The 19,246-nt window shown below is 72.8% G+C and carries 15 protein-coding genes; 6 read left to right on the top strand and 9 right to left on the bottom strand.

Going from position 1 to position 19,246, the window contains the following annotated elements:
- Positions 1-4: 4 nt before the first annotated feature.
- From ACN269_RS26765 to pcaF, 5 genes are all read right to left on the bottom strand, one after another.
- The gene (locus tag ACN269_RS26765; protein WP_421475012.1) at positions 5-598 is read right to left on the bottom strand and encodes an MBL fold metallo-hydrolase; all 594 of its coding nucleotides are present in this window, start codon (positions 596-598) and stop codon (positions 5-7) included.
- 55 nt (positions 599-653) lie between these two features.
- Positions 654-1,154: a DUF456 domain-containing protein gene (locus ACN269_RS26760; protein ID WP_421475011.1), complete on the bottom strand. Its 501-nt coding sequence runs from the start codon at positions 1,152-1,154 to the stop codon at positions 654-656.
- A 64-nt stretch (positions 1,155-1,218) separates the two neighbouring features.
- On the bottom strand, positions 1,219-3,381 hold the full coding sequence (locus ACN269_RS26755) for a putative bifunctional diguanylate cyclase/phosphodiesterase (protein WP_421475010.1): 2,163 nt from the start codon (positions 3,379-3,381) through the stop codon (positions 1,219-1,221).
- A gap of 4 nt (positions 3,382-3,385) precedes the next feature.
- Positions 3,386-4,198, bottom strand: a complete 813-nt coding sequence (locus ACN269_RS26750) for an SAM-dependent methyltransferase (RefSeq protein WP_421475009.1) — start codon at positions 4,196-4,198, stop codon at positions 3,386-3,388.
- Between the two features lie 155 nt (positions 4,199-4,353).
- Positions 4,354-5,559, bottom strand: a complete 1,206-nt coding sequence (gene pcaF, locus ACN269_RS26745; protein ID WP_421475008.1) for a 3-oxoadipyl-CoA thiolase — start codon at positions 5,557-5,559, stop codon at positions 4,354-4,356.
- A gap of 106 nt (positions 5,560-5,665) precedes the next feature.
- On the opposite strand from pcaF, the gene ACN269_RS26740 reads away from it, so the two are divergent.
- The 4 genes from ACN269_RS26740 to ACN269_RS26725 all read left to right on the top strand — a co-directional run bounded on the left by ACN269_RS26740 (position 5,666) and on the right by ACN269_RS26725 (position 9,923).
- A complete protein-coding gene (locus ACN269_RS26740) occupies positions 5,666-6,631 on the top strand; it encodes a glutathione S-transferase family protein (protein WP_421475007.1) in 966 nt (321 codons plus the stop codon).
- A complete protein-coding gene (locus ACN269_RS26735; protein WP_421475006.1) occupies positions 6,624-7,292 on the top strand; it encodes a DUF998 domain-containing protein in 669 nt (222 codons plus the stop codon). Before ACN269_RS26740 ends, ACN269_RS26735 begins: the two co-directional genes overlap by 8 nt.
- 200 nt (positions 7,293-7,492) lie before the next feature.
- Positions 7,493-8,788, top strand: a complete 1,296-nt coding sequence (locus tag ACN269_RS26730; protein WP_421476583.1) for a dicarboxylate/amino acid:cation symporter — start codon at positions 7,493-7,495, stop codon at positions 8,786-8,788.
- A gap of 67 nt (positions 8,789-8,855) precedes the next feature.
- The gene (locus ACN269_RS26725; RefSeq protein ID WP_421475005.1) at positions 8,856-9,923 is read left to right on the top strand and encodes an NADH:flavin oxidoreductase/NADH oxidase; all 1,068 of its coding nucleotides are present in this window, start codon (positions 8,856-8,858) and stop codon (positions 9,921-9,923) included.
- A gap of 52 nt (positions 9,924-9,975) precedes the next feature.
- Here ACN269_RS26725 and ACN269_RS26720 read toward each other — a convergent pair whose 3' ends face one another.
- Positions 9,976-13,584, bottom strand: coding sequence for an ATP-binding cassette domain-containing protein (locus tag ACN269_RS26720; protein ID WP_421475004.1), 3,609 nt, complete (start codon positions 13,582-13,584; stop codon positions 9,976-9,978).
- A gap of 818 nt (positions 13,585-14,402) precedes the next feature.
- Here ACN269_RS26720 and ACN269_RS26715 point away from each other — a divergent pair.
- Positions 14,403-14,966, top strand: a complete 564-nt coding sequence (locus ACN269_RS26715) for a hypothetical protein (RefSeq protein WP_421475003.1) — start codon at positions 14,403-14,405, stop codon at positions 14,964-14,966.
- Between the two features lie 61 nt (positions 14,967-15,027).
- Here the strand turns inward: ACN269_RS26715 and ACN269_RS26710 are convergent, their stop codons facing one another.
- Both ACN269_RS26710 and ACN269_RS26705 read right to left on the bottom strand, forming a co-directional pair.
- On the bottom strand, positions 15,028-15,867 hold the full coding sequence (locus tag ACN269_RS26710; RefSeq protein WP_421475002.1) for a GNAT family N-acetyltransferase: 840 nt from the start codon (positions 15,865-15,867) through the stop codon (positions 15,028-15,030).
- A gap of 57 nt (positions 15,868-15,924) precedes the next feature.
- Positions 15,925-17,148 (bottom strand): MFS transporter, encoded by a 1,224-nt coding sequence (locus tag ACN269_RS26705; RefSeq protein ID WP_421475001.1) that lies wholly within the window; start codon positions 17,146-17,148, stop codon positions 15,925-15,927.
- 111 nt (positions 17,149-17,259) lie between these two features.
- Here ACN269_RS26705 and ACN269_RS26700 point away from each other — a divergent pair, with 111 nt between their 5' ends.
- A complete protein-coding gene (locus ACN269_RS26700) occupies positions 17,260-17,847 on the top strand; it encodes a PadR family transcriptional regulator (RefSeq protein WP_421475000.1) in 588 nt (195 codons plus the stop codon).
- A gap of 224 nt (positions 17,848-18,071) precedes the next feature.
- Here the strand turns inward: ACN269_RS26700 and ispG are convergent, their stop codons facing one another.
- On the bottom strand, positions 18,072-19,244 hold the full coding sequence (ispG, locus tag ACN269_RS26695) for a flavodoxin-dependent (E)-4-hydroxy-3-methylbut-2-enyl-diphosphate synthase (RefSeq protein WP_357122317.1): 1,173 nt from the start codon (positions 19,242-19,244) through the stop codon (positions 18,072-18,074).
- Positions 19,245-19,246: the final 2 nt, after the last annotated feature.

Genomic DNA, 19,246 nt, shown 5'->3' with positions numbered 1-19,246 from the left:
GCGATCAGAGGACGGCGTGGTCGCCGACGGGAATCCGCCGGTATTCCGTTGCGCCCTTGAACTCCATCCAGCCGTCGAAGTTCGCGTAGCCGACGTCCGCCGACAGTGCCCGATCGTGGATGGGAAACGCCCGCTCCGGGGCGATGGCACGCGTCATGTCGATGGCGTCACGGTGCCTGCCCCACGGCGCCGCGGCCGGCACGAGGAGCGTCGTCACCCGCTGGCGAGGTACGAAATACGAGTCGCCGGGGTGGTAGACCCCTTCGACCACATAGCCGAGGTTGACGCAGCCCGGCAGTCCGTCGTAGATCTCCGCGTGCTCACCACCGACCGCCGCCACCTGGAAGCCGCCGGCCCGGAACTCGTCGCCCGCCGCGACCACGGTGACCGCCGCCGCCAATCCGCCCTTCTCGGCCAGTTCCCGAACCGGCTCCGGCGCGTAGAGGCGTACCGGACGGGAGGCCGACACCTCAATGACCCGCTCAAGGTCGAGGTGGTCGTCGTGTTCGTGAGTCACCAGGATGTCGGGATCGATGAGCAGTCGCCGCTCGGCGTCCTCGAGGCGGACACAGGCATGGGTGAACTTGACCAGTCGCACCTGCTCACCCTACGGCTCCGCTGAACGCGGCGAAGTCGTCGGACCGGGCGGCGGATCAGGTCAGCAGCAGACCGCCGACCCAGAGGGCACCGATGGTCAGCCCGGCCAGGAACTCCACCAGCATGGACAGGCCGACCGCCTTGAGGGCCTGCACGGTGGATGGCCAGGCGAGCCGGTTGCTGCCCAGCCGCAACCGCTCCGCCGCCCACACCCCCGCGACGAAGCCCAGCAGCAGGCCGACCACGGGGATCACGAAGAACCCCACCAACCCGAGCGCGCCCCCGACCAGCAGGGACGACGTCGGCACACCGGTCCGCTTGAGGTTCCGCCCCGGCCAGAGATACTTCACGACCATCCCGCCGACCGCGACGAGCGTGGCGGCGGCGAACACCGCCCAACCCGCGAGGCCGGCCCCGCCGAAGATCGCCCAGACCAGGACCCCGCCCCAGCACAGCGGCAGCGCCGGCAGGCCGGGCACCACCACACCCGCCAGCCCGGCCAGGATGGCCAGCGCCGCCACCACGGTCACCACCGTCTGCGAATCGTTCAGGCTCACGCCGTCGCCTTCCGTCGGCACCAACGGGACCACCCCGACCGCAACGATCCCCCGCTCGCGCACATCATGCCGAAGCGCCGCGCAGCCGAGCCGTGATGTCCTGCGCCGGGACCGGCGCCCCGAAGTACCGGCCCTGCCCGGTGTCGCACCGCAGGGCCCGCAGCCGCTCCGCCTGCACGCCCGTCTCCACCGCCTCGGCCGTGACCCACAACTCCAACGCGTGCGCCAACCGGACCAACGCGTCGACGATCCGCTCGTCGCGGTGGTCCGCCGCCTCGTCCGTACCGTCGGCGCGGATGCCCTCGACGAACGGGCCGGCCAGCTTCAGGCAGTGGATCGGCAGCCGCCGCAGGTACGCGAGGTTGGAGTAGCCGGTGCCGAAGTCGTCGACGGCCAGCCGGACGCCCAGCGCCGCGAGCCGGTGCAGGCTGCGCAGCGGCTCGCCCGCGCTGCCCATGACGGCGCTCTCGGTCAACTCCAGTTGCAGCAGCCCCGCCGGCAGACCGCTGGTGGCGAGCGCGTCGGCCACCGTCGCGACGATCGCCGGGTCGTCGGCCTGCCGGGCGGCCAGGTTCACGCTGACCACGACCCGCGCCCCGGGGAACTCCCGCCACCAGCGTTCGGCGTCGCGGCAGGCCCGCCGCAGCACCCACTCACCCAGCCGGACGATCAGACCGGTCTCCTCGGCGAGGCCGATGAAATGATCCGGGCCGAGGAGGCCCAGCTCCGGGTGCTCCCACCGGACCAACGCCTCCACGGCGAGCATCGTGCCCTCCAGCAGCGACACGATCGGCTGGTAGTGCAACACGAACTCGCCCCGGTCCAGCGCGGCCGGCAGGCCGGCGACCAGCGCCGACCGGGCGAGGTCACGGGCGCTGCGCTCCGGGTCGTACACCGCCCACCGGCCCCGCCCGGCGGCCTTGGCCCAGTAGAGCGTCGTGTCGGCGGCCTTCATCAGCTCCGAGGCGGTGGTCTCCGCGGCCGGGCAGTCCACGATCCCGACGCTGGCGGAGACCGCCAACTGCTGGTCGCCGACGTGGACCGGCGCGGCGACGGCAGCCAGCGCGGCCTCCGCCACGGCCACCGCGTCCGCGACCCCGCCACCGCCGTCGACCAGGATGACGAACTCGTCGCCGCCCATCCGGGCGACCAGGTGACCCCGGTCGGCCACACACTCGGCGAGCCGCCGACCGATCGTCACCAGCAGCCGGTCGCCGAGGTCGTGGCCGAGGCCGTCGTTGATGGCCTTGAAGCCGTCCAGGTCGAGGAAGCACACCCCGACCCGCTGGCCGGGGTCGGCGGCGTCGAAGACCCGGCCCAGCGTCTCGAAGAACAGCGTCCGGTTGGGCAGCCCGGTGAGCGGATCGTGCAGCGCCTGGAAGCGCAGCCGCTGCTGGAGTTCGTACCGCTCGGTGATGTCCTCGATCATCGCGACGGTGAACCGTGGCCGGCCGTCGTCGTACCGGATCAGCGACACGGCCAGATCCGTCCAGACGACGCTGCCGTCCTTGCGGTAATAGCGCTTCTCCACCCGCGCGGAGTCCTGCTTGCCCTCGATCAGCTCCTGGTACAGCTCCCACATGCCGGCGGCGTCGTCGGCGTGGAACAGCGTCGCCACGTTGATCCGGCGCAACTCCTCGATCGAGTAGCCGAGCATCTCGGCGAACGCCGTGTTGACGTCGATGATCTGCCCGTCCACCCCGGCGATGCCGATACCGATGGCGGCGCCCGTGAAGACCGCCCGGAACCGCGCCTCGCTGTCGCGCAACGCCTGTTCAACCTCGTCGCGCGCCTGCCACGCCGATCGGGCGATGCGCTCCTGTTGGGCGAAGGTGCGGTCCCGCAGCGCACGGGCGAACCCGGCCGCCAGCGCGCCCTGCGTCGCCGCGATGCGGTCGCGCGGAGCGGCCGGCCGGTCGTCGGCCGCCAACACCCGGGCGGGGAAGTCGTCACCGAGCGCGCGCAGCGACCACTCCAACGCCCGGGGCTCGGTCAGGTGCGCCTCCACCAGGGCCCGCCCGACCTCCTCGGCGGGACGGGCGTCGAACGGCTCCGCGCGCACGATCTCCGCCAGCCGGACGGTGTGCAGCAGCAGCAGCCGCTCGGTCTCGGCCGCGCTGAGCGGCACGAACCCGATGCGGCGTACGGCACGGGCCCAGTCAGCGGCGTACGCCTCGGCGCCGGTCCGGCCGACGTCGACCCCGGTGGGGTCCGGGACGGCGGCCACGGGGTCAGCCGGCGGGCTGGTCGTACCGGGCGACGCCGCCGAAGGCGCCGAACCGCTCGGGGTGCTCGTCGACGTCCTCCGGCGCGTCGGGCCGCCACAGTGGCATGTGCACGACGCCCGGTTCGAGCACCGTCCAGTCGCCGAAAAAGCCGGTGACCTGCGCGCGGGAGCGCAGGGTGATCTCGGTGTCGGTCCGGGAGGAGAGGCGCTGGGCGTCCAGCATCTCCTGCGGCTGGTCCTCGAAGGTGGAGTGCGAGACGACCAGGAAGCTGCCCGGCGCGGCGGCGGCCCGCAGGGTCGCCAGGATCTCGTCGGGATGGTCGGCGTCCGGGACGAAGTGCACCACCCCGGCGAGCAGGATGCCCATAGGACGCGCGAAGTCGATCAGACCGAGCCGCCGGGTCTCGGCGAGGATGCGCTCCGGGTCACGCAGGTCCGCGTGGATCACCCCGGTCAGGTCGTTGCCCGCGAGCAGTTCCCGGCTGTGCGCGACCGCCACCGGGTCGATGTCGACGTAGACGACCCGGGCCTTCGGGTTGGCCGCCTGCGCCACCTCGTGCACGTTGCCCACGGTCGGGATGCCGGAGCCGATGTCGAGGAACTGGTCGATACCGGCGTCGAGCAGCACCCGGACGGCCCGGCGCAGGAACTCGCGGCCGGAGCGCATGGTGGCCGCGAGGTTCGGGGTCATGCTGGCGATCTGCTCGGCCAACTGCCGGTCGATCTCGAAGTTGTGCGCCCCGCCCAGGAAGTAGTCGTACACCCGGGCCGCGCTCGGCCGGGTCAGGTCAATCTCGGTCGGCAGTGCGTCCGGCATCGGTGTGTCCCCCAGTTCGTTGCCGCGGCGCGAGGCGGCACCGGCGTCGACGGGCGTACGCGGCCGCCGGCCGACCCCGCGGGTCGTGTGGTGTGGACCACTCTAGGCCGCCGGCCGCCGCGTACGGGAGATCCCCTCACGTAACTTTCCCGCACTCAGGCGGCAGACTCCAGCAGCAGCGAGATGCCCTGCCCGACACCGATGCACATGGTGGCGAGCGCCCGCCGGCCGCCGCGGCGGCGCAGTTCCAGGGCGGCGGTCAGCGCCAGCCGCGCACCGCTCGCGCCCAGCGGGTGCCCGAGCGCGATCGCGCCCCCGTTGGGGTTCACGTGCTCGGCGTCGACGGGCAGTCCCAGTTCACGCAGCACCGCCACGGACTGCGCGGCGAACGCCTCGTTCAGCTCGACGACGTCCACCGCGGCCAGGTCGACGGCGGTCCGGTCGAGCAGCTTGCGGGTGGCCGGCACCGGGCCGATGCCCATGATCCGGGGCGGCACGCCGGCCGTCGCCGCGCCGACGACGCGGGCCAGCGGGGTGAGGTCGTACCGCCGCACCGCGGCCTCGCTGGCCACCAGCAGCGCGACCGCACCGTCGTTGACGCCCGACGAGTTGCCGGCGGTCACCGTGCCGCCGTCGCGGAACGGGGTGGGCAGCGCGGCCAGCTTCTCCAGCGACGTCTCGCGCGGGTGCTCGTCGACCTCGACCAGTCGGGTCTCCCGACGGCCGGCGGGCACGGAGACCGGGACGATCTCCTCGGCGAACCGGCCGTCGGCCTGCGCCTTGGCGGCACGCTGCTGCGAGCGGTACGCGAAGGCGTCCTGGTCGGTGCGGTCGACGCCGTACTCGGCGGCCACGTTCTCCGCCGTCTCGGGCATCGAGTCGATCCCCCAGCCGTCGCGCATCAGCGGGTTGACCAGCCGCCAGCCCAGGGTGGTGTCGTGCAGCTCGGCCGAGCGGGAGTACGCCGAGGTCGCCTTCGGCACGACGAAGGGCGCCCGGCTCATGCTCTCCACCCCGCCCGCGACCACCAGCTCGGCGTCCCCGGCCACGATGGATCGGGCGGCGGTGGCGAGGGCGTCCAGGCCGGAGCCGCAGAGTCGGTTGACCGTGCTGCCCGGCACCTCTTCGGGCAGCCCGGCGAGCAGCGCCGCCATCCGGGCCACGTTGCGGTTGTCCTCACCGGCCTGGTTGGCGCAGCCGAGCACGACGTCGTCGACGCGGGCCCAGTCCACCGACGGGTGGCGGGCGACCAGCTCACGGATGACGTGGGCGGCCAGGTCGTCGGGGCGGACGCCGGCCAACGCGCCCGCGTACCGGCCGATCGGGGTACGGACACCGGCCACCAGGTATGCCACGGTCATCGCGAGTCCTTCAGGGGTGCAGACGGCGGGGGTGGGGCACGCCCACCGGATCGCGGGGGCTGCCGGCCGCCAGGATATCCGCGCCGGCAGCGGATAGGTTGACGGCATGGCCCGGGCCCAGTTCAGCGCAGAGACCAGCCGTGGCGGCGCGTTCGTCCGTCAGCCCAACCGGTTCACCGGTCGGGTCACCGCCGACTCGACCTCACCCCCGGGCGGCGGTCCGGACGAGCAGGACCGCTGGCCGTTGGAGGCCGGCCGCTACCGGCTCATCTGGTGCCGCGCGTGCCCGTGGGCGCACCGGGCGCGGATCGTGCGGGGCCTGCTCGGCCTGGACGACGCGATCTCGCTGGGCACCGTCGACCCGATCCGGGACGAGCGGGGTTGGGCGTTCGCGCTCGACCCGGACGGCTTCGACCCGGTCCTCGGCGTCCGTTTCCTCTCCGAGGCGTACCTGGCCACCGACGAGGACTACACCGGCCGGGTGACCGTGCCGGCGCTCGTCGACACCGTGACCGGCCGGGTGGTCACCAACGACTACCCGCAGCTCACCCTCGACTTCTCCACCGAGTGGCGGTCGCTGCACGCGCCCGACGCCCCGGATCTGTACCCGGTCGCGCTGCGTCCCGAGATGGACGCGCTGATGGCCGAGATCCACACCGACGTCAACAACGGCGTCTACCGGTGCGGCTTCGCGACCTCCCAGGAGGCGTACGACGAGGCGTTCCGGGCACTCTTCGCCCGGCTGGACGTGCTCTCCGAGCGGCTGGCCGGCCAGCGTTACCTGATGGGGGACGCGATCACCGAGGCCGACGTGCGGCTGTTCACCACGCTGGTCCGCTTCGACGCGGCCTACCACGGGCACTTCAAGTGCAACCGGAACAAGCTGACCGAGATGCCGGTGCTCTGGGCGTACGCCCGGGACCTGTTCCAGACGCCGGGTTTCGGCGAGACGGTGGACTTCGACCACATCAAGCGGCACTACTACGGCACCCACCGGGAGATCAACCCGACCGGCATCGTGCCGTTGGGGCCCGACGAGTCCGGCTGGACGACGCCGCACGGACGTGGCTGAGCCGGGTCGGGCCGGCACCGCCACGAGGCCTACCGGCGACCCGGGCGTGGCCCGCCGGGTCGCCGGGTCGGCCGCCGCCGGCTTCGCCGTGGCCGGGGCGGTCGCGGTGACGGTAGCGGTGGTCGCCGGTCCCGGTCCGGGCTTCACCGGGTACGTGAGCGAGGCCGGTATCGCCGGCAGCGCGCACGCCGTGACGTACCGGATCGGGGTTCTGGCTCTTGCCGGCGCGTTGCTGCTGATCGCCGCGGCGCTGCCGCCCGGGGTCCGGGTCGCGCCGGCGCTGCTCGCCGGCGGCGCCGTGCTCACGGCGGTCTCCGGGGCGGTGACCTGCTCCGCCGGATGCCCGCTACCGCCGTTCGAGCGGACCACGGTGGCCGACCTGGTGCACGGCGGCGCGAGCATCGCGGCGACGGCGGCGGTGGTCCTCGCCATGGTCGCGTTGGCCGTGTCCGGGCCGGCCGGGCCGGTGGTACGCCGTCTGGCGGCGGGGACGGCGGCGCTCGCCCTGCCGCTGTGCGCCACGATCGGCCTGGCCATGCTCGTGGTGGGCCGGGGCTCGCTGGTCGGCGTGGTGGAACGGGTGGTTATCGCGTTGGCGGTGCTGTGGGGCGTGGCCACCGGCACGGCCCTGGCCCTGACTTCGCACCGGCGAAGCCTGTAAGGAGCGTCACGCGCATCGCGCCTTGCAGATCCGGTGGATCAGCGTATCGTCGGCGAACGATGACCAATGTCTGGGACCTCACCGTCCGCCTGTATGTCGATCTCCGACTACAGGCCAGCGGTGTCTGTCCGGGGTAGCCGAGCTTTCACACGCCTACCCCGCCCGGACGACCCACAATTGGACATCTCATGCCCTTCGGCCTGCGCAAAATTCCCTTCTCCGTGCAGATCCTGCTCGGCCTCGTGCTCGGCGTGGCGCTCGGCTTCCTGGCCCGCGCCAACGACGTGAGCTGGCTGACCAGCACCCTGCACACCGTCGGCTCCCTCTTCGTCCAGCTCCTCAAGCTGGCCGTACCGCCGCTGGTCTTCACCGCCATCGTGGTCAGCGTGGTCAGCCTGCGCGGCGTGGCCAACGCCGCTCGGCTCGCCCTCAAGACCCTCATGTGGTTCGGCATCACCGCGCTGATCTCGGTGACCATCGGCATCGGCCTCGGTCTGCTCGTCGACCCCGGCCGGGGCGTGACGCTCGACCTGGGCGGCGCGACCGCCCCCAAGAAGACCGGCTCCTGGACGGACTTCCTCACCGGCATCGTGCCCACCAACCCGGTCGGCGCGTTCGTCGAGGGCAACGTCCTACAGATCGTCTTCCTCGCCGTCGTCATCGGCGCGGCGGCCCTGCTGGTCGGCGACGCCGCCGAACCGTTCGTGGCGCTGAACCGCTCGCTGCTGGAGATCGTGCAGAAGGCCCTCTGGTGGGTCATCCGGCTCGCCCCGATCGGCACGCTCGGCCTGATCGGCAACGCCGTCGCCTCGTACGGCTGGGACCTGCTGGCCCCCCTCGCCAAGTTCACCACCGCCGTCTACGTCGGCTGCGCCATCGTGCTGTTCGTGGTCTACCCGCTGGTGCTGATCCTCGCCGGCCGGCTCAACCCGCTGCGTTTCTTCGCCGGGGCCTGGCCCGCGATCGAGCTGGCCTTCGTGTCCCGCTCCTCGGTGGGCACCATGCCGGTGACCCAGCGCTCCGTCGAGCGCCTCGGCGTCCCCCGCGAGTACGCCTCGTTCGCGGTGCCGTTCGGCGCCACCACGAAGATGGACGGCTGCGCCGCGATCTACCCGGCACTCGCCGCGATCTTCGTGGCCCAGGTGTTCGGCGTACAGCTCGGCCTCACCGACTACCTGCTCATCGCCTTCGTCTCGGTGGTCGGCTCGGCGGCCACCGCCGGCCTGACCGGCGCGATCGTGATGCTCACCCTCACCCTGAGCACGCTGGGCCTGCCGCTGGCCGGGGCCGGCCTGCTGCTCGCCATCGACCCGATCCTGGACATGATGCGCACCGCCACCAACGTGGCCGGGCAGGCGCTGGTGCCGACCGTCGTCGCCGCCCGGGAGGGCACCCTCGACCGGGCCGCGTACGACTCGGCCGGCCGACGTGACCTCACCGACCCGGAGACCGAAGTTGCGGACACCCGCCCGGAGCTGACCCCCGTACCCGCCTGACCTGTTCTTCCACGACGACGGACCCCCTCGACAGCGGGGTCCGTCGTCGTACCGAGAGGATGAGCACATGAGTTCCCTGTTCACGCCGCTGGCCCTGCGTGGGGTCACCCTGCCCAACCGCGTCGCCATGGCGCCGATGTGCCAGTACTCCGCCGGTCCGGACGGCCTGCCCACCGACTGGCACCTCGTCCACCTCGGCACCCGCGCCATCGGCGGTGCCGGACTGGTGCTGACCGAGGCGACCGCCGTACTCCCGGAGGGTCGGATCTCCCCGCAGGACACCGGGCTGTGGTCCGACGCGCACGTGGACGCCTGGCGTCCGGTGACCGCGTTCGTCGCCGCGCACGGCGCGGTGCCGGCCGTCCAGCTCGCGCACGCCGGGTTCAAGGCCTCCACCTACCGGCCGTGGGACTCGGGCAACGGCGGGGTGCCGGACGCCGAGGGCGGTTGGACGCCGGTCGGCCCGAGCGCCGAGCCGTTCAGCCCCAGCTACCGGACGCCGACCGTGCTCGACGCGGCGGGCATCGCGGGCGTCGTCGACGCGTTCGCCGCCGCCGCCGAGCGGGCCCTCGCCGCCGGCTTCGCCGCCGTGGAGGTGCACGCCGCGCACGGGTACCTGCTCAACGAGTTCCTGTCGCCGCTGACCAACCACCGCACCGACGCCTACGGCGGTGACCGGGCCGGCCGGATGCGGCTCACCCTGGAGGTCGCCCGCGCGGTACGCGCCGCCGTGGGCGAGAGCGTGCCGGTGCTCACCCGGATCTCCGCCACCGACTGGGTCGAGGGCGGCTGGACCGTCGAGGACAGCGTGGTGCTCGCCGGCGAGCTGGCCGCCGTGGGCGTCGACCTGGTCGACACCTCCTCCGGTGGCGTCAGCACCGAGCAGCGCATCCCGCAGCTCGGCCCCGGCTACCAGGTGCCGATGGCCGCCCAGATCCGCCGCGAGGCCGGCGTACCCACCGGCGCGGTCGGCCTGATCGTCGAGCCGGAGCACGCCGAGCAGATCGTCGCCAGCGGCGAGGCCGACCTGGTGCTGCTCGGTCGGGAACTGCTGCGCGACCCGTACTGGCCGCGCCGTGCCGCCGCCAAGCTCGGCGTCGCGTACAGCGGCCCCGCCCAGTACGCCCGCGCCTGATCCGAACCGGTACGGGCGGCTGCCGTTCCCGACAGCCGCCCGGACCCGGTTCTCAGCCGGCGAGGTGCGACCAGTCGCCCTCCAATTCCCGCCAGGTGCCCTGCGCCGCCACCGTGCCCGCCTGAAGGACGACCACGTGGTCGGCGCGGACCAACGCGGCACGCTTGGCGGTGGAACCCACCACGGTCACGCCGTGCGCCCGCAGCGCCTGCCACAGCGCCAGCTCCGTCGTGACGTCCAGGGCCGACGACACGTCGTCCGCGACCAACAGTTCGGTACGCGGCGCCAGCGCCCGGGCCAGGGCGAGCCGCTGGAGCTGCCCGCCGGAGAGCCGGGTGCCCTTGTGCCCGATGAGCAGACCCAGCCCACCCCCGGCGGCGGCCAGGTCGTGGTCGAGCTGGGCCGTGCTGACCGCGTCGGCCGCGTCCACCTGGTGGCCGAGCGCGATGTTCTCGACCACCGTGCCGGAGAGCACCCGGGGTAGCTGGCCGACGTAGCCGACCTGGTTGGGGCGCAGGAACAGCTCGGGCTCGGTGACCCTGTCACCGTTCCACCGCAGCTCGCCGGTGTGGTGCACGATGCCCGCGAGGGCCCGCAGCAGCGAGGACTTGCCGGCTCCGACCGGCCCGACGACCAGCACCAACTGACCACGCTGAACGGTCAGGTCCACGTCGCGCACGGCGAGCGTGCCATCGGAGTGCACCACCGAGAAGCCGCGCAGCTCCAACCGGCGCAACGGCCGTCGGGGCGGCGGCGTCGGCGCGGGCGCGGTCCCGCCGGCCAGGTCGACCGCCGGAACCCCCACCGAGTACGCCCCCACGCCCGTCATCGCCACCGTCCGCCGGGTCCACACCCGCGCCGACGGCAGTTGGGAGATCAACGACGCGGTGGTCCAGGCGAACCACCGGGCCGCGCCCAGCGTGGAGACGGCCACCAGCACCGCGCCCGCCGACAGTTCGCCGCCCAGGTACAGGGCCCACGCGCCGATCGGCAGCAGCCCGCTGACCACCGCCGGGGTCGACCGGGACCACACCTGCACGGCGATCTCCCGGCGCTGCCGGTCGCTGCGCAGCACGTCCAGGTCGGCCAGGTGCCGCAGCACCGCCGACGTGGCGCCGGCGAGCTTGACCGTCCGCGCCGCGGAGAGCGCGGAGACCAGCGCGGTGGCGAAGGCGGCGCGCGCCGCGACGGTCGCCCGCGCCGCCCGCTCCAGCTTCGGGCCGAACAGCGTCGCGGCCAGCCCGGAGACCACCATCGTGCCGAGGAAGAACAGCCCCGGTACGACGCTGCCGGTGACCGCCGTCATCGCCACCACCAGCACCACCGCCACGGTCTGGTCCAGCACGTTGTCGGCGAGCTGCACCACCCGCTCGGTGTCGCCACCCTGGGCCACCACCTCCGCCGGGCTGTGCGAGCTGACCCGGCGCGGGCCGGTCTGGCCGTGCACCAACCGCAGGCCGATCCGCAGCATCTGCCGCACCCACCAGTGCGGGAACCACACGTGCGTGTAGAACGGCAGCGGCAGGGTGACCAGCAGCCCGGCCACGATGCCCAACGCCGGCAGGTACGGACTGCCGGTCCCGTCGACCAGGTCGGCCCACAGCCACGGCAGCACCGGACCGTCCAGCCCGAGCAGGCTGAGCCCGAGGAACAGCACGATCGCGGCAACTCCGTACCGGGGATCGTTGGTGCAGAGTCGAATGATCTCCCGGAAGGTCCGCGCCGGCGGCGTCGGCGGCAACGGCGGCGGGTCGGTACGCGACGCCGGTACCGACCCGGCCTCGGCCGCCGCAACGACCGAACCGGCGGTGCCCCGACCGACGCTGTCGTGACCGGCGGTGTCGTGACCGGCGCTGTTCGGGCCGGCCAGCAGGTCGCTGCCGGCGGTGTTCGGGCCGGCCAGCAGGTCGCTGCCGGCGGTGTTCGGGCCGGTCAGCAGGTCGGTGCCGCCGCCCGTGCCGGACGCCGACGCCCCGCCGGCGTAGACGGCCGCGTGACTGGTCGCCAGCAACTCGGCGAACCGGGTCGACGTCTCCAATGGACCGGCCTCGACCACCGCGCCGTCGGCGAGTACCACCACCTCGTCGCAGCGGCGCACCGAGGAGAGTCGGTGCGCGATGACGATGCCGATCCGGTCGCGCAGCAGTCGCTCGGTGGCCCGCTGTACCCGCGCCTCGGTCACCGGGTCCAACCGGGCGGTGGCCTCGTCGAGGATCACCACGTGCGGGTCGCGGACCAGGATCCGGGCGAACGCCACCAGCTGCTCCTGGCCGGCGGAGAGCACGTGGCCGCCCTCCCCCAGCCGGGTCGCCAACCCGTCGGGCAGCTCGGCGATCCAGCCGGCCAGGCCCAGTTCGTCGAGCGCCCGGGCGGCGGCGTCCAGCAGCTCCGGGTCGTAGAGCGCGACGTTCTCGGCGAGCGTGCCGGCCACGATCTCGGTGCGCTGCGGCACCAGCGCCACCCAGCGGCGCAGCTCCTCCACGTCCAGGTCGCACAGGTCGGTGCCGCCGAGGAAGACGGTGCCCGGCGGCACGTCCACGGCCCGGGTGAGCACCTTCGCCAGGGTCGACTTGCCCGACCCGGTACGCCCGATCAGCGCGTACGAGCGCCCTCGCGCGAAGGTGAGGCTGAGCCCCCGCAGGGCCGGACCCCGCCCACTCTCCGGGCCGCTCACCTCGTACCCGAATGTCAGCTCCCGGATGCGCAGGTCACCCTCGACCGGGGTGGCCCCGCCGACCGGTTCCTGCCGAACCTTCTGGAGCAACTGCACACGGGCCCACGCGCCGAGGGCCTCCTGTAGTTCGGGCACCATCCGGCCGACGTGTTCCGCGGTGGCCCCGAAGGCCAGGGCGAGCAGCCAGATGGCGGTGAGCCGGGCGGCGTCGACCCGGCCGGTGGCCAGGGCCCAGGCCCCGCCGAGCACCACCACGCCGACGCCCACCCGGATCGTGGCGGTGGCGATCGTCGCCACCTTGGCGGAGAGCACCCAGACCCGGTGGCCGCGGGACAGCACGGCGGCGGCCCGCCGGGCATAGAGCCGCAGCACGTACGGCTGGGCCAGGCTGGTCCGCACGTCGTCCTGGCCGTGCACCGCCTCCTCCATCACGGCGGCCAGGTCGGACCAGGCCTCCTCCTCGATCATGCGGGCCGGCCCGATCCGTGCCGTCGGCCGGCGCAGCCCCACTCCCAGCACCACCGTCAGCAGCAGCATCGCGATGCCGGCCGGCCACCACACGACGAGCGCGACGACCATCGACAGCAGACCGACGCAGAGCCCTTGGGCGAGGCGCGAACCCTGGTTACGAACCGCCGACGCCACCTGGTAGACATCCCCGTCGATGCGGTCCAGCAGCTCGCCCACCGGGGTCGTCTCGAGACTGGGCAGATCCTGCCCGAGCGCGACCCGGCATAGCCGCCGACGGATGTCGGCGGACCAGTCGGCGGTCAGCCCGGCCATCACCAGGCTCACCACCAGGTCGCTGAGCACGACGGCGGCCAGCGCGGCGGCAAGGACCGTGAAGGAGACGGCCGACCGGTGTACGAGCACCGCGCCGGCCAGCGCGGACGCCCCCGCCTGACCGGCGGCGCCCAACACGATCAGGACGGCCACGAGCGTCAGACGGCGTGGCGAGGTGCCCCACAGATCACGGAGCAGGCGCATGGAAAGTTCCTCCGGACGTGGGTGGCGGAACACCCAGCGTGCCGGCAGCGACCCGGTCCCCTCAACCGATTTACCCGCCCTGACCAGGTCATCCCTCGGTGCCCGATGCGCCGACATCGGCGGCGTCGGGCCTGCCCACCCCGGATCGACGTGATCGACACGAGGTCGCCGATATGGGGGCATCGACCGGTCCCGGACCAGCATGATCGACTCGACTTCACCGATCTGGGGGTATCAATCGGCCCCGGATACCCCAAGTTCGACGATCTCGTGTGGATCACCCCACCGGCCCCACCTCGCCTGGGCGATACGTCCAGTCTCGGGGCGTCTGTGGTGACCGGCTACACCCGTGCACCGGAATTGTGCCGGGTCGGGGATCGTTGCGTGCCCGGACGATCGCAGGAGCACAGGTCACCCCCGGGCCGTCCGGCCCCGCCCCGTCACCTCGCAGAGCAAGGGCGGGTTGCCGGCCCCCTGCCCCCAGGAATGACCCCGAACTGGCGGTCGTCACACCCGGACCCGGCGCGACGATCACCCCGATCACGGGGCCGCCTCCCCCGGGAATGACCCCGGCCCCCGGGTCGTTACACCCGGTCCGGCCGCCGCGAGCCCCCCGGCTTGCAAGCCGCCACGCCCCCGGGAATGACCCCGGCCCGCCGGTCGTTACACACCGACCGGCCGCCACGAGCCCCCCGGCTGGCAGGCCGCCCCCTCAAGACTTCGCATGAGCGCCCGGACGAGGTGCTGACACCCCCGGCGTCACCGATCCCCCCGAACGGGTGGCGTGGGTGTTTCCTACCCCCGAAGGAGCAACCCTGATGAACACGATCTTCCGCAAGAGCATGCTGTCCATTGCGGGTCTCGCGTTCGCCGGTGGCGTCTTCGCCGGCCCGATCGCCGCCCACGCCAACCCGGCCGTGGACACCAAGCCCGTCGCCGTGGCGGTGCAGAGCGCCGCGCCGAAGCCGCAGGGCGACCAGTCGCACATCGACCTCAACGACGAGCAGACCGCCAACGCCAAGGCCATCATCGCGGCCACGAAGAAGGCGGGTCTGCCCGAGCGGGCCGCGGTCATCTCGATCGCGACCAGCCTGCAGGAGTCCAAGCTGGAGAACCTGGGTCACCTCGGCGACGCCAACGACCACGACTCCCTGGGCCTGTTCCAGCAGCGCCCGTCCTCCGGTTGGGGCACGCCGGAGCAGATCACCAACCCGGAGTACTCGACGACCGCGTTCCTCAAGGGCCTGCGCCAGGTCGACGGCTGGCAGGACATGCCCCTGACCGACGCCGCGCAGACCGTACAGGTCTCGGCCTACCCGGACGCGTACGCCCAGTGGGAGCAGCAGGCCACCGACCTCGTCGCCCACTACTGGAACAGCTGACAACACACCGATGGCCGGCACCCTGAACGGGGCGCCGGCCATCGCCGTACCTGCGGAAAGATCAGAAGAGGACGGTGGCGAGCGTGCCGACCGGTTGGAAGCCGCAGCGTTCGTAGACTCGGCGGGCCGGCAGGTTGAAGTCGTTGACGTACAGGCTGACCGTGGGAGCGACCCGGGCCAGCGCGTCGCGTACCACGGCGGCCATCGCGGCGGCGGCGATGCCACGGCCCCGCCACTCCGGCGCGACCCAGACGCCCTGGACCTGGGCGGTCCGCTTGGTCACGACGGCCAACTCGGCCTTGAACACGACCTTGCCGTCCACGAACCGGGCGTACGCGCGGCCGGCGCGGACCAGGTCGTTGACCCGGCGTCGGTAGCTGCGGCCAGCGTCCTCGGCGAGCGGGGAGACGCCCACCTCTTCGGTGTACATCGCGACCGCCGCCGGAAAGAGTCGATCGACCTCGCCGGAGCGCACGCGGCGTACCTCTGGGTCGGCCGGAACGAGCGGCGTCGTGTCGGTGGCCAGCAGCGGCTGGTTGGGGCGGACGTCGCGGGCCGGGCCCCACGTGTGGGAGAGCCGGTCCCAGAGGGCGAGGACGGCGTCCGCGCGGCCGACGATCGAGGAGCAGAGCCGATCCTCTCCGGCGAGCAGGTCGGCGAAGGCGGACACGGCGGCGTCGCTGGCGAGCACCGGCGTCAGGTTGCCGCCGAGCCAGCACAGTGATTCGAGGTTGCGCCGGGCGCCGTACCCCAGGATCCGCCCTTCGGCCCGCCACCAGGAGAGCCCGCGCGCGGCGATGCGCTCGGCGACCTGCGCGCCCGCGAACGGGTCACGGTCGAGCAGGCGCTCGACCGCGCGGCGCTCCGATTCCCCCAGTTGCCGTACCGGCACCGTCAGCACGACTACCAGCCTGCCAGATCGACCCCCTGCCCCGCCGGCCGAGTGGCGAGCCCGACCTCAGATGGTCACCGGCTCGGTGACCCGGCCGGCCGGGCGGGCCTGGCCCGCCCACCGGACGACCGGGGGCACCAGGGCACCGAGCAGGAGGAACAGCCCGGCCAGCACGAGCCATCCCGGTCCGCCCCAACCCAGGGCGAGGCTGGTCACGACGACGGGCGCGAGCATCTTGCCCAGTTCGTAACCCATGCCGTACGTCCCCTGGTACTGCCCGTGGGCGTCGGCCGGCGCCAGCCCGAAGGAGATTCCCCATCCGGCGGCGGAGTGCCACAGCTCCCCGGTCACGTGCGCCAGCGATCCGACGCAGAGCAGGCCGATGGCGCCCGGTGTGGGCAGTGCGCCGCTGGCGGCGAACAGTACGCAGGCCACGGCGATGGCCGCCCCCGCCCGGCGGGACGCGCGTGCGGCTCCCGGCAGGGTGACGGCAGCGCGTGCCGCCGGCACCTGTAGGAGCACCACCAGCACGGTGTTGACCAGCGTCAACACCGAGATCATCCAGATCGGGGCGGTGGTGTGCCCGGCGATCCACAGCGGCAGGGCGAGGGTGAGCAGGCTGAAGTGCATGGACATCAGCCCGTCGAGCAGGGTGAAGGCGAGGAACGGCCGGTCCCGTAGGGCGACCAGCCGGGGGCCGCGCGTCGGGGCCGCAACGGGCGCGACGGTGGGCAGCCGGAGGGAAATGGCCGCCGCGGTCACCGACGCCGCCGCCGTCGCCAGGATCAACCCGAGGTAGCCGGCACGGGTGTCGGCGGCGATGGCGAACCCGCCGAGGACGGCCCCGACGGAGATTCCGACGTTGGTGGTGGCTCGCAGGTAGGCGCGGGTGTGTACGCGCTGGTCGGCCGGGACCGCGCCGGCGATGAGGGCTCCCCGGGCACCACGCTCCACGGCGTCGGCGAGCGCGGTGGCGGATCCGATCAGCACGAACGCGGGGAACGATCGGACGGTGATCAGACCGGCGGTCAGGACGCCGGCCGCGATCAGCCCGCCCACCTGCACCCCACGCGGGCCCACCCGGTCGGCGAGGTATCCGCTCGGCGTGCTCGCGAGCACACCGACGAGCGCCGAGATGGTCAGTCCGACACCAACCTGGGTCGCCGACAGGCCGACCGAGCGGGTGAGAAAGAGCGCGCTGGCGACCAGCCACAGACCTCGCCCGATGGTCCTGACCAGGGTGCTCAGCGTGAGGATCCGGGCCGGGCCCGGTGGTGGCAGCAGGCGCATACGAGGACCTTAGCAAGACGTACGTACGGTTTGCAGTCCGCCCCTTGTCGTCGATGCATTGCCGATATATCGTTGATGCATCAGCGACAGTACGTAGAGAGGAAGAACCCGATGCGGTTCCATCGACAGCACCACCCGATGCACGAGGCCCGGATGCGGGGCTTCGGCTTCCCGCCGGTCCCGCCCGGCCCCCACGAGCACGGCCACGAGCACGGCGGGCGCGGCCGCGGTCGCGGGCACGGCCGCGGCAGGGGGCGACGCCCCAACGTCCGTGGCGCGGTGTTGGCCCTGCTCACCGAGCGGCCGATGCACGGCTACGAGATGATCCAGGAGATCGACTCCCGCACCGGCGGGGCCTGGCGGCCCAGCCCGGGTTCGATCTACCCCACGCTCCAACTCCTGGAGGACGAGGGTGTGATCGCCGCCAGCACCGAGGAGGCCAGCGGCGGACGGAAGCGGTTCACCGTCACCGAGGCCGGCCAGGCCGAGGCCACCGCCGCCGCGCAGACCCCGCCCTGGGCCGACGTCGCCCAGGACACCGTGAGCAGTTGGCATGACATCCGCGACTCCGGCGCGCAGGCGATGAACGCCCTGCGGCAGGTGATGGTGAACGGCACCGACGACCAGCGCGAGCGGGCCGCCCGGGTCCTCGACGAGACCCGACGCAAGCTGTACGCGATCCTCGCCGAATCCGACTGAACGGCCTCGGCCGCCACGCCCCGGCGTCTCGCGCACACCGGACAGGCCGCCGTGATCATGAAGTTATTGCCAAGTTCTGTGCCATTTGTCGGCAATAACTTCATGATCGACGCGCGTGGGCGCGTGGGCGGGTGGGCGGGTGAGGGGACAGTGCGGGTCGGCGCGAACGGAGAGCGGCCGCCTCCCTTGCGGGAAGCGGCCGCTCTGCGGTGTAGCAGCGGGGCTCAGTGCACGGTGACCGTCGGGCCGGTGACCAGCCCGCGCAGTTCCTCGGGCAGCTCGGCGCCCATCTCGTCGGCGATGCGCAGCGCCTCCTCGATCAGCGTCTCCACGATCTGCCCCTCGGGCACGGTCTTGACGACCTGCCCCTTGACGAAGATCTGGCCCTTGCCGTTGCCGGAGGCGACGCCGAGATCGGCCTCGCGGGCCTCGCCCGGACCGTTGACGACGCAGCCCATGACGGCGACCCGCAGTGGCACCGGCAGCCCTTCCAGGCCGGCGGTGACCTCCTCGGCGAGCTTGTAGACGTCCACCTGGGCGCGACCGCAGGACGGGCAGGAGACGATCTCCAGGCCGCGCTCGCGCAGACCGAGGGACTCCAGGATCTGGTTGCCGACCTTGATCTCCTCGACCGGCGGGGCGGAGAGCGAGACCCGGATGGTGTCGCCGATGCCCTCGGCCAGCAGCGCGCCGAAGGCGACCGCCGACTTGATGGTGCCCTGGAACGCCGGCCCGGCCTCGGTGACGCCGAGGTGCAGCGGGTAGTCGCACTGCTCGGCGAGCTGCCGGTACGCCCGGATCATCACGACCGGGTCGTTGTGCTTCACCGAGATCTTGATGTCGCGGAAGCCGTGCTCCTCGAACAGCGAGCACTCCCACAGGGCCGACTCGACGAGCGCCTCGGCGGTGGCCTTGCCGTACTTGGTCAGCAGCCGCTTGTCCAGCGAGCCCGCGTTGACGCCGATCCGGATCGGCACCCCGGCGTCCCCGGCGGCACGTGCGATCTCCTTGACCTTGTCGTCGAACTGCCGGATGTTGCCCGGGTTGACCCGGACGGCCGCGCAGCCGGCGTCGATGGCGGCGAAGACGTACTTGGGCTGGAAGTGGATGTCGGCGATCACCGGGATCTGCGACTTCTTGGCGATCGCGGGCAGCGCCTCGACATCGTCCTGGGACGGCACCGCCACCCGGACGATCTGGCAGCCGGACGCGGTCAGCTCGGCGATCTGCTGGAGGGTCGCGTTGACGTCGGAGGTGAGGGTCGTGGTCATCGACTGCACGGACACCGGCGCACCGCCACCGACCGGCACCGAGCCGACCATGATCTGGCGGCTGGCCCGGCGGGGTGCGAGCGGCGGGGGCGGCACGGCGGGCATACCGAGACTGATAGCGGTCACTT

This window comes from Micromonospora sp. WMMD736 (genome assembly GCF_049179015.1).
Classification (GTDB): domain Bacteria; phylum Actinomycetota; class Actinomycetes; order Mycobacteriales; family Micromonosporaceae; genus Micromonospora.
This window is presented reverse-complemented; position numbering and strand designations above follow the sequence as displayed.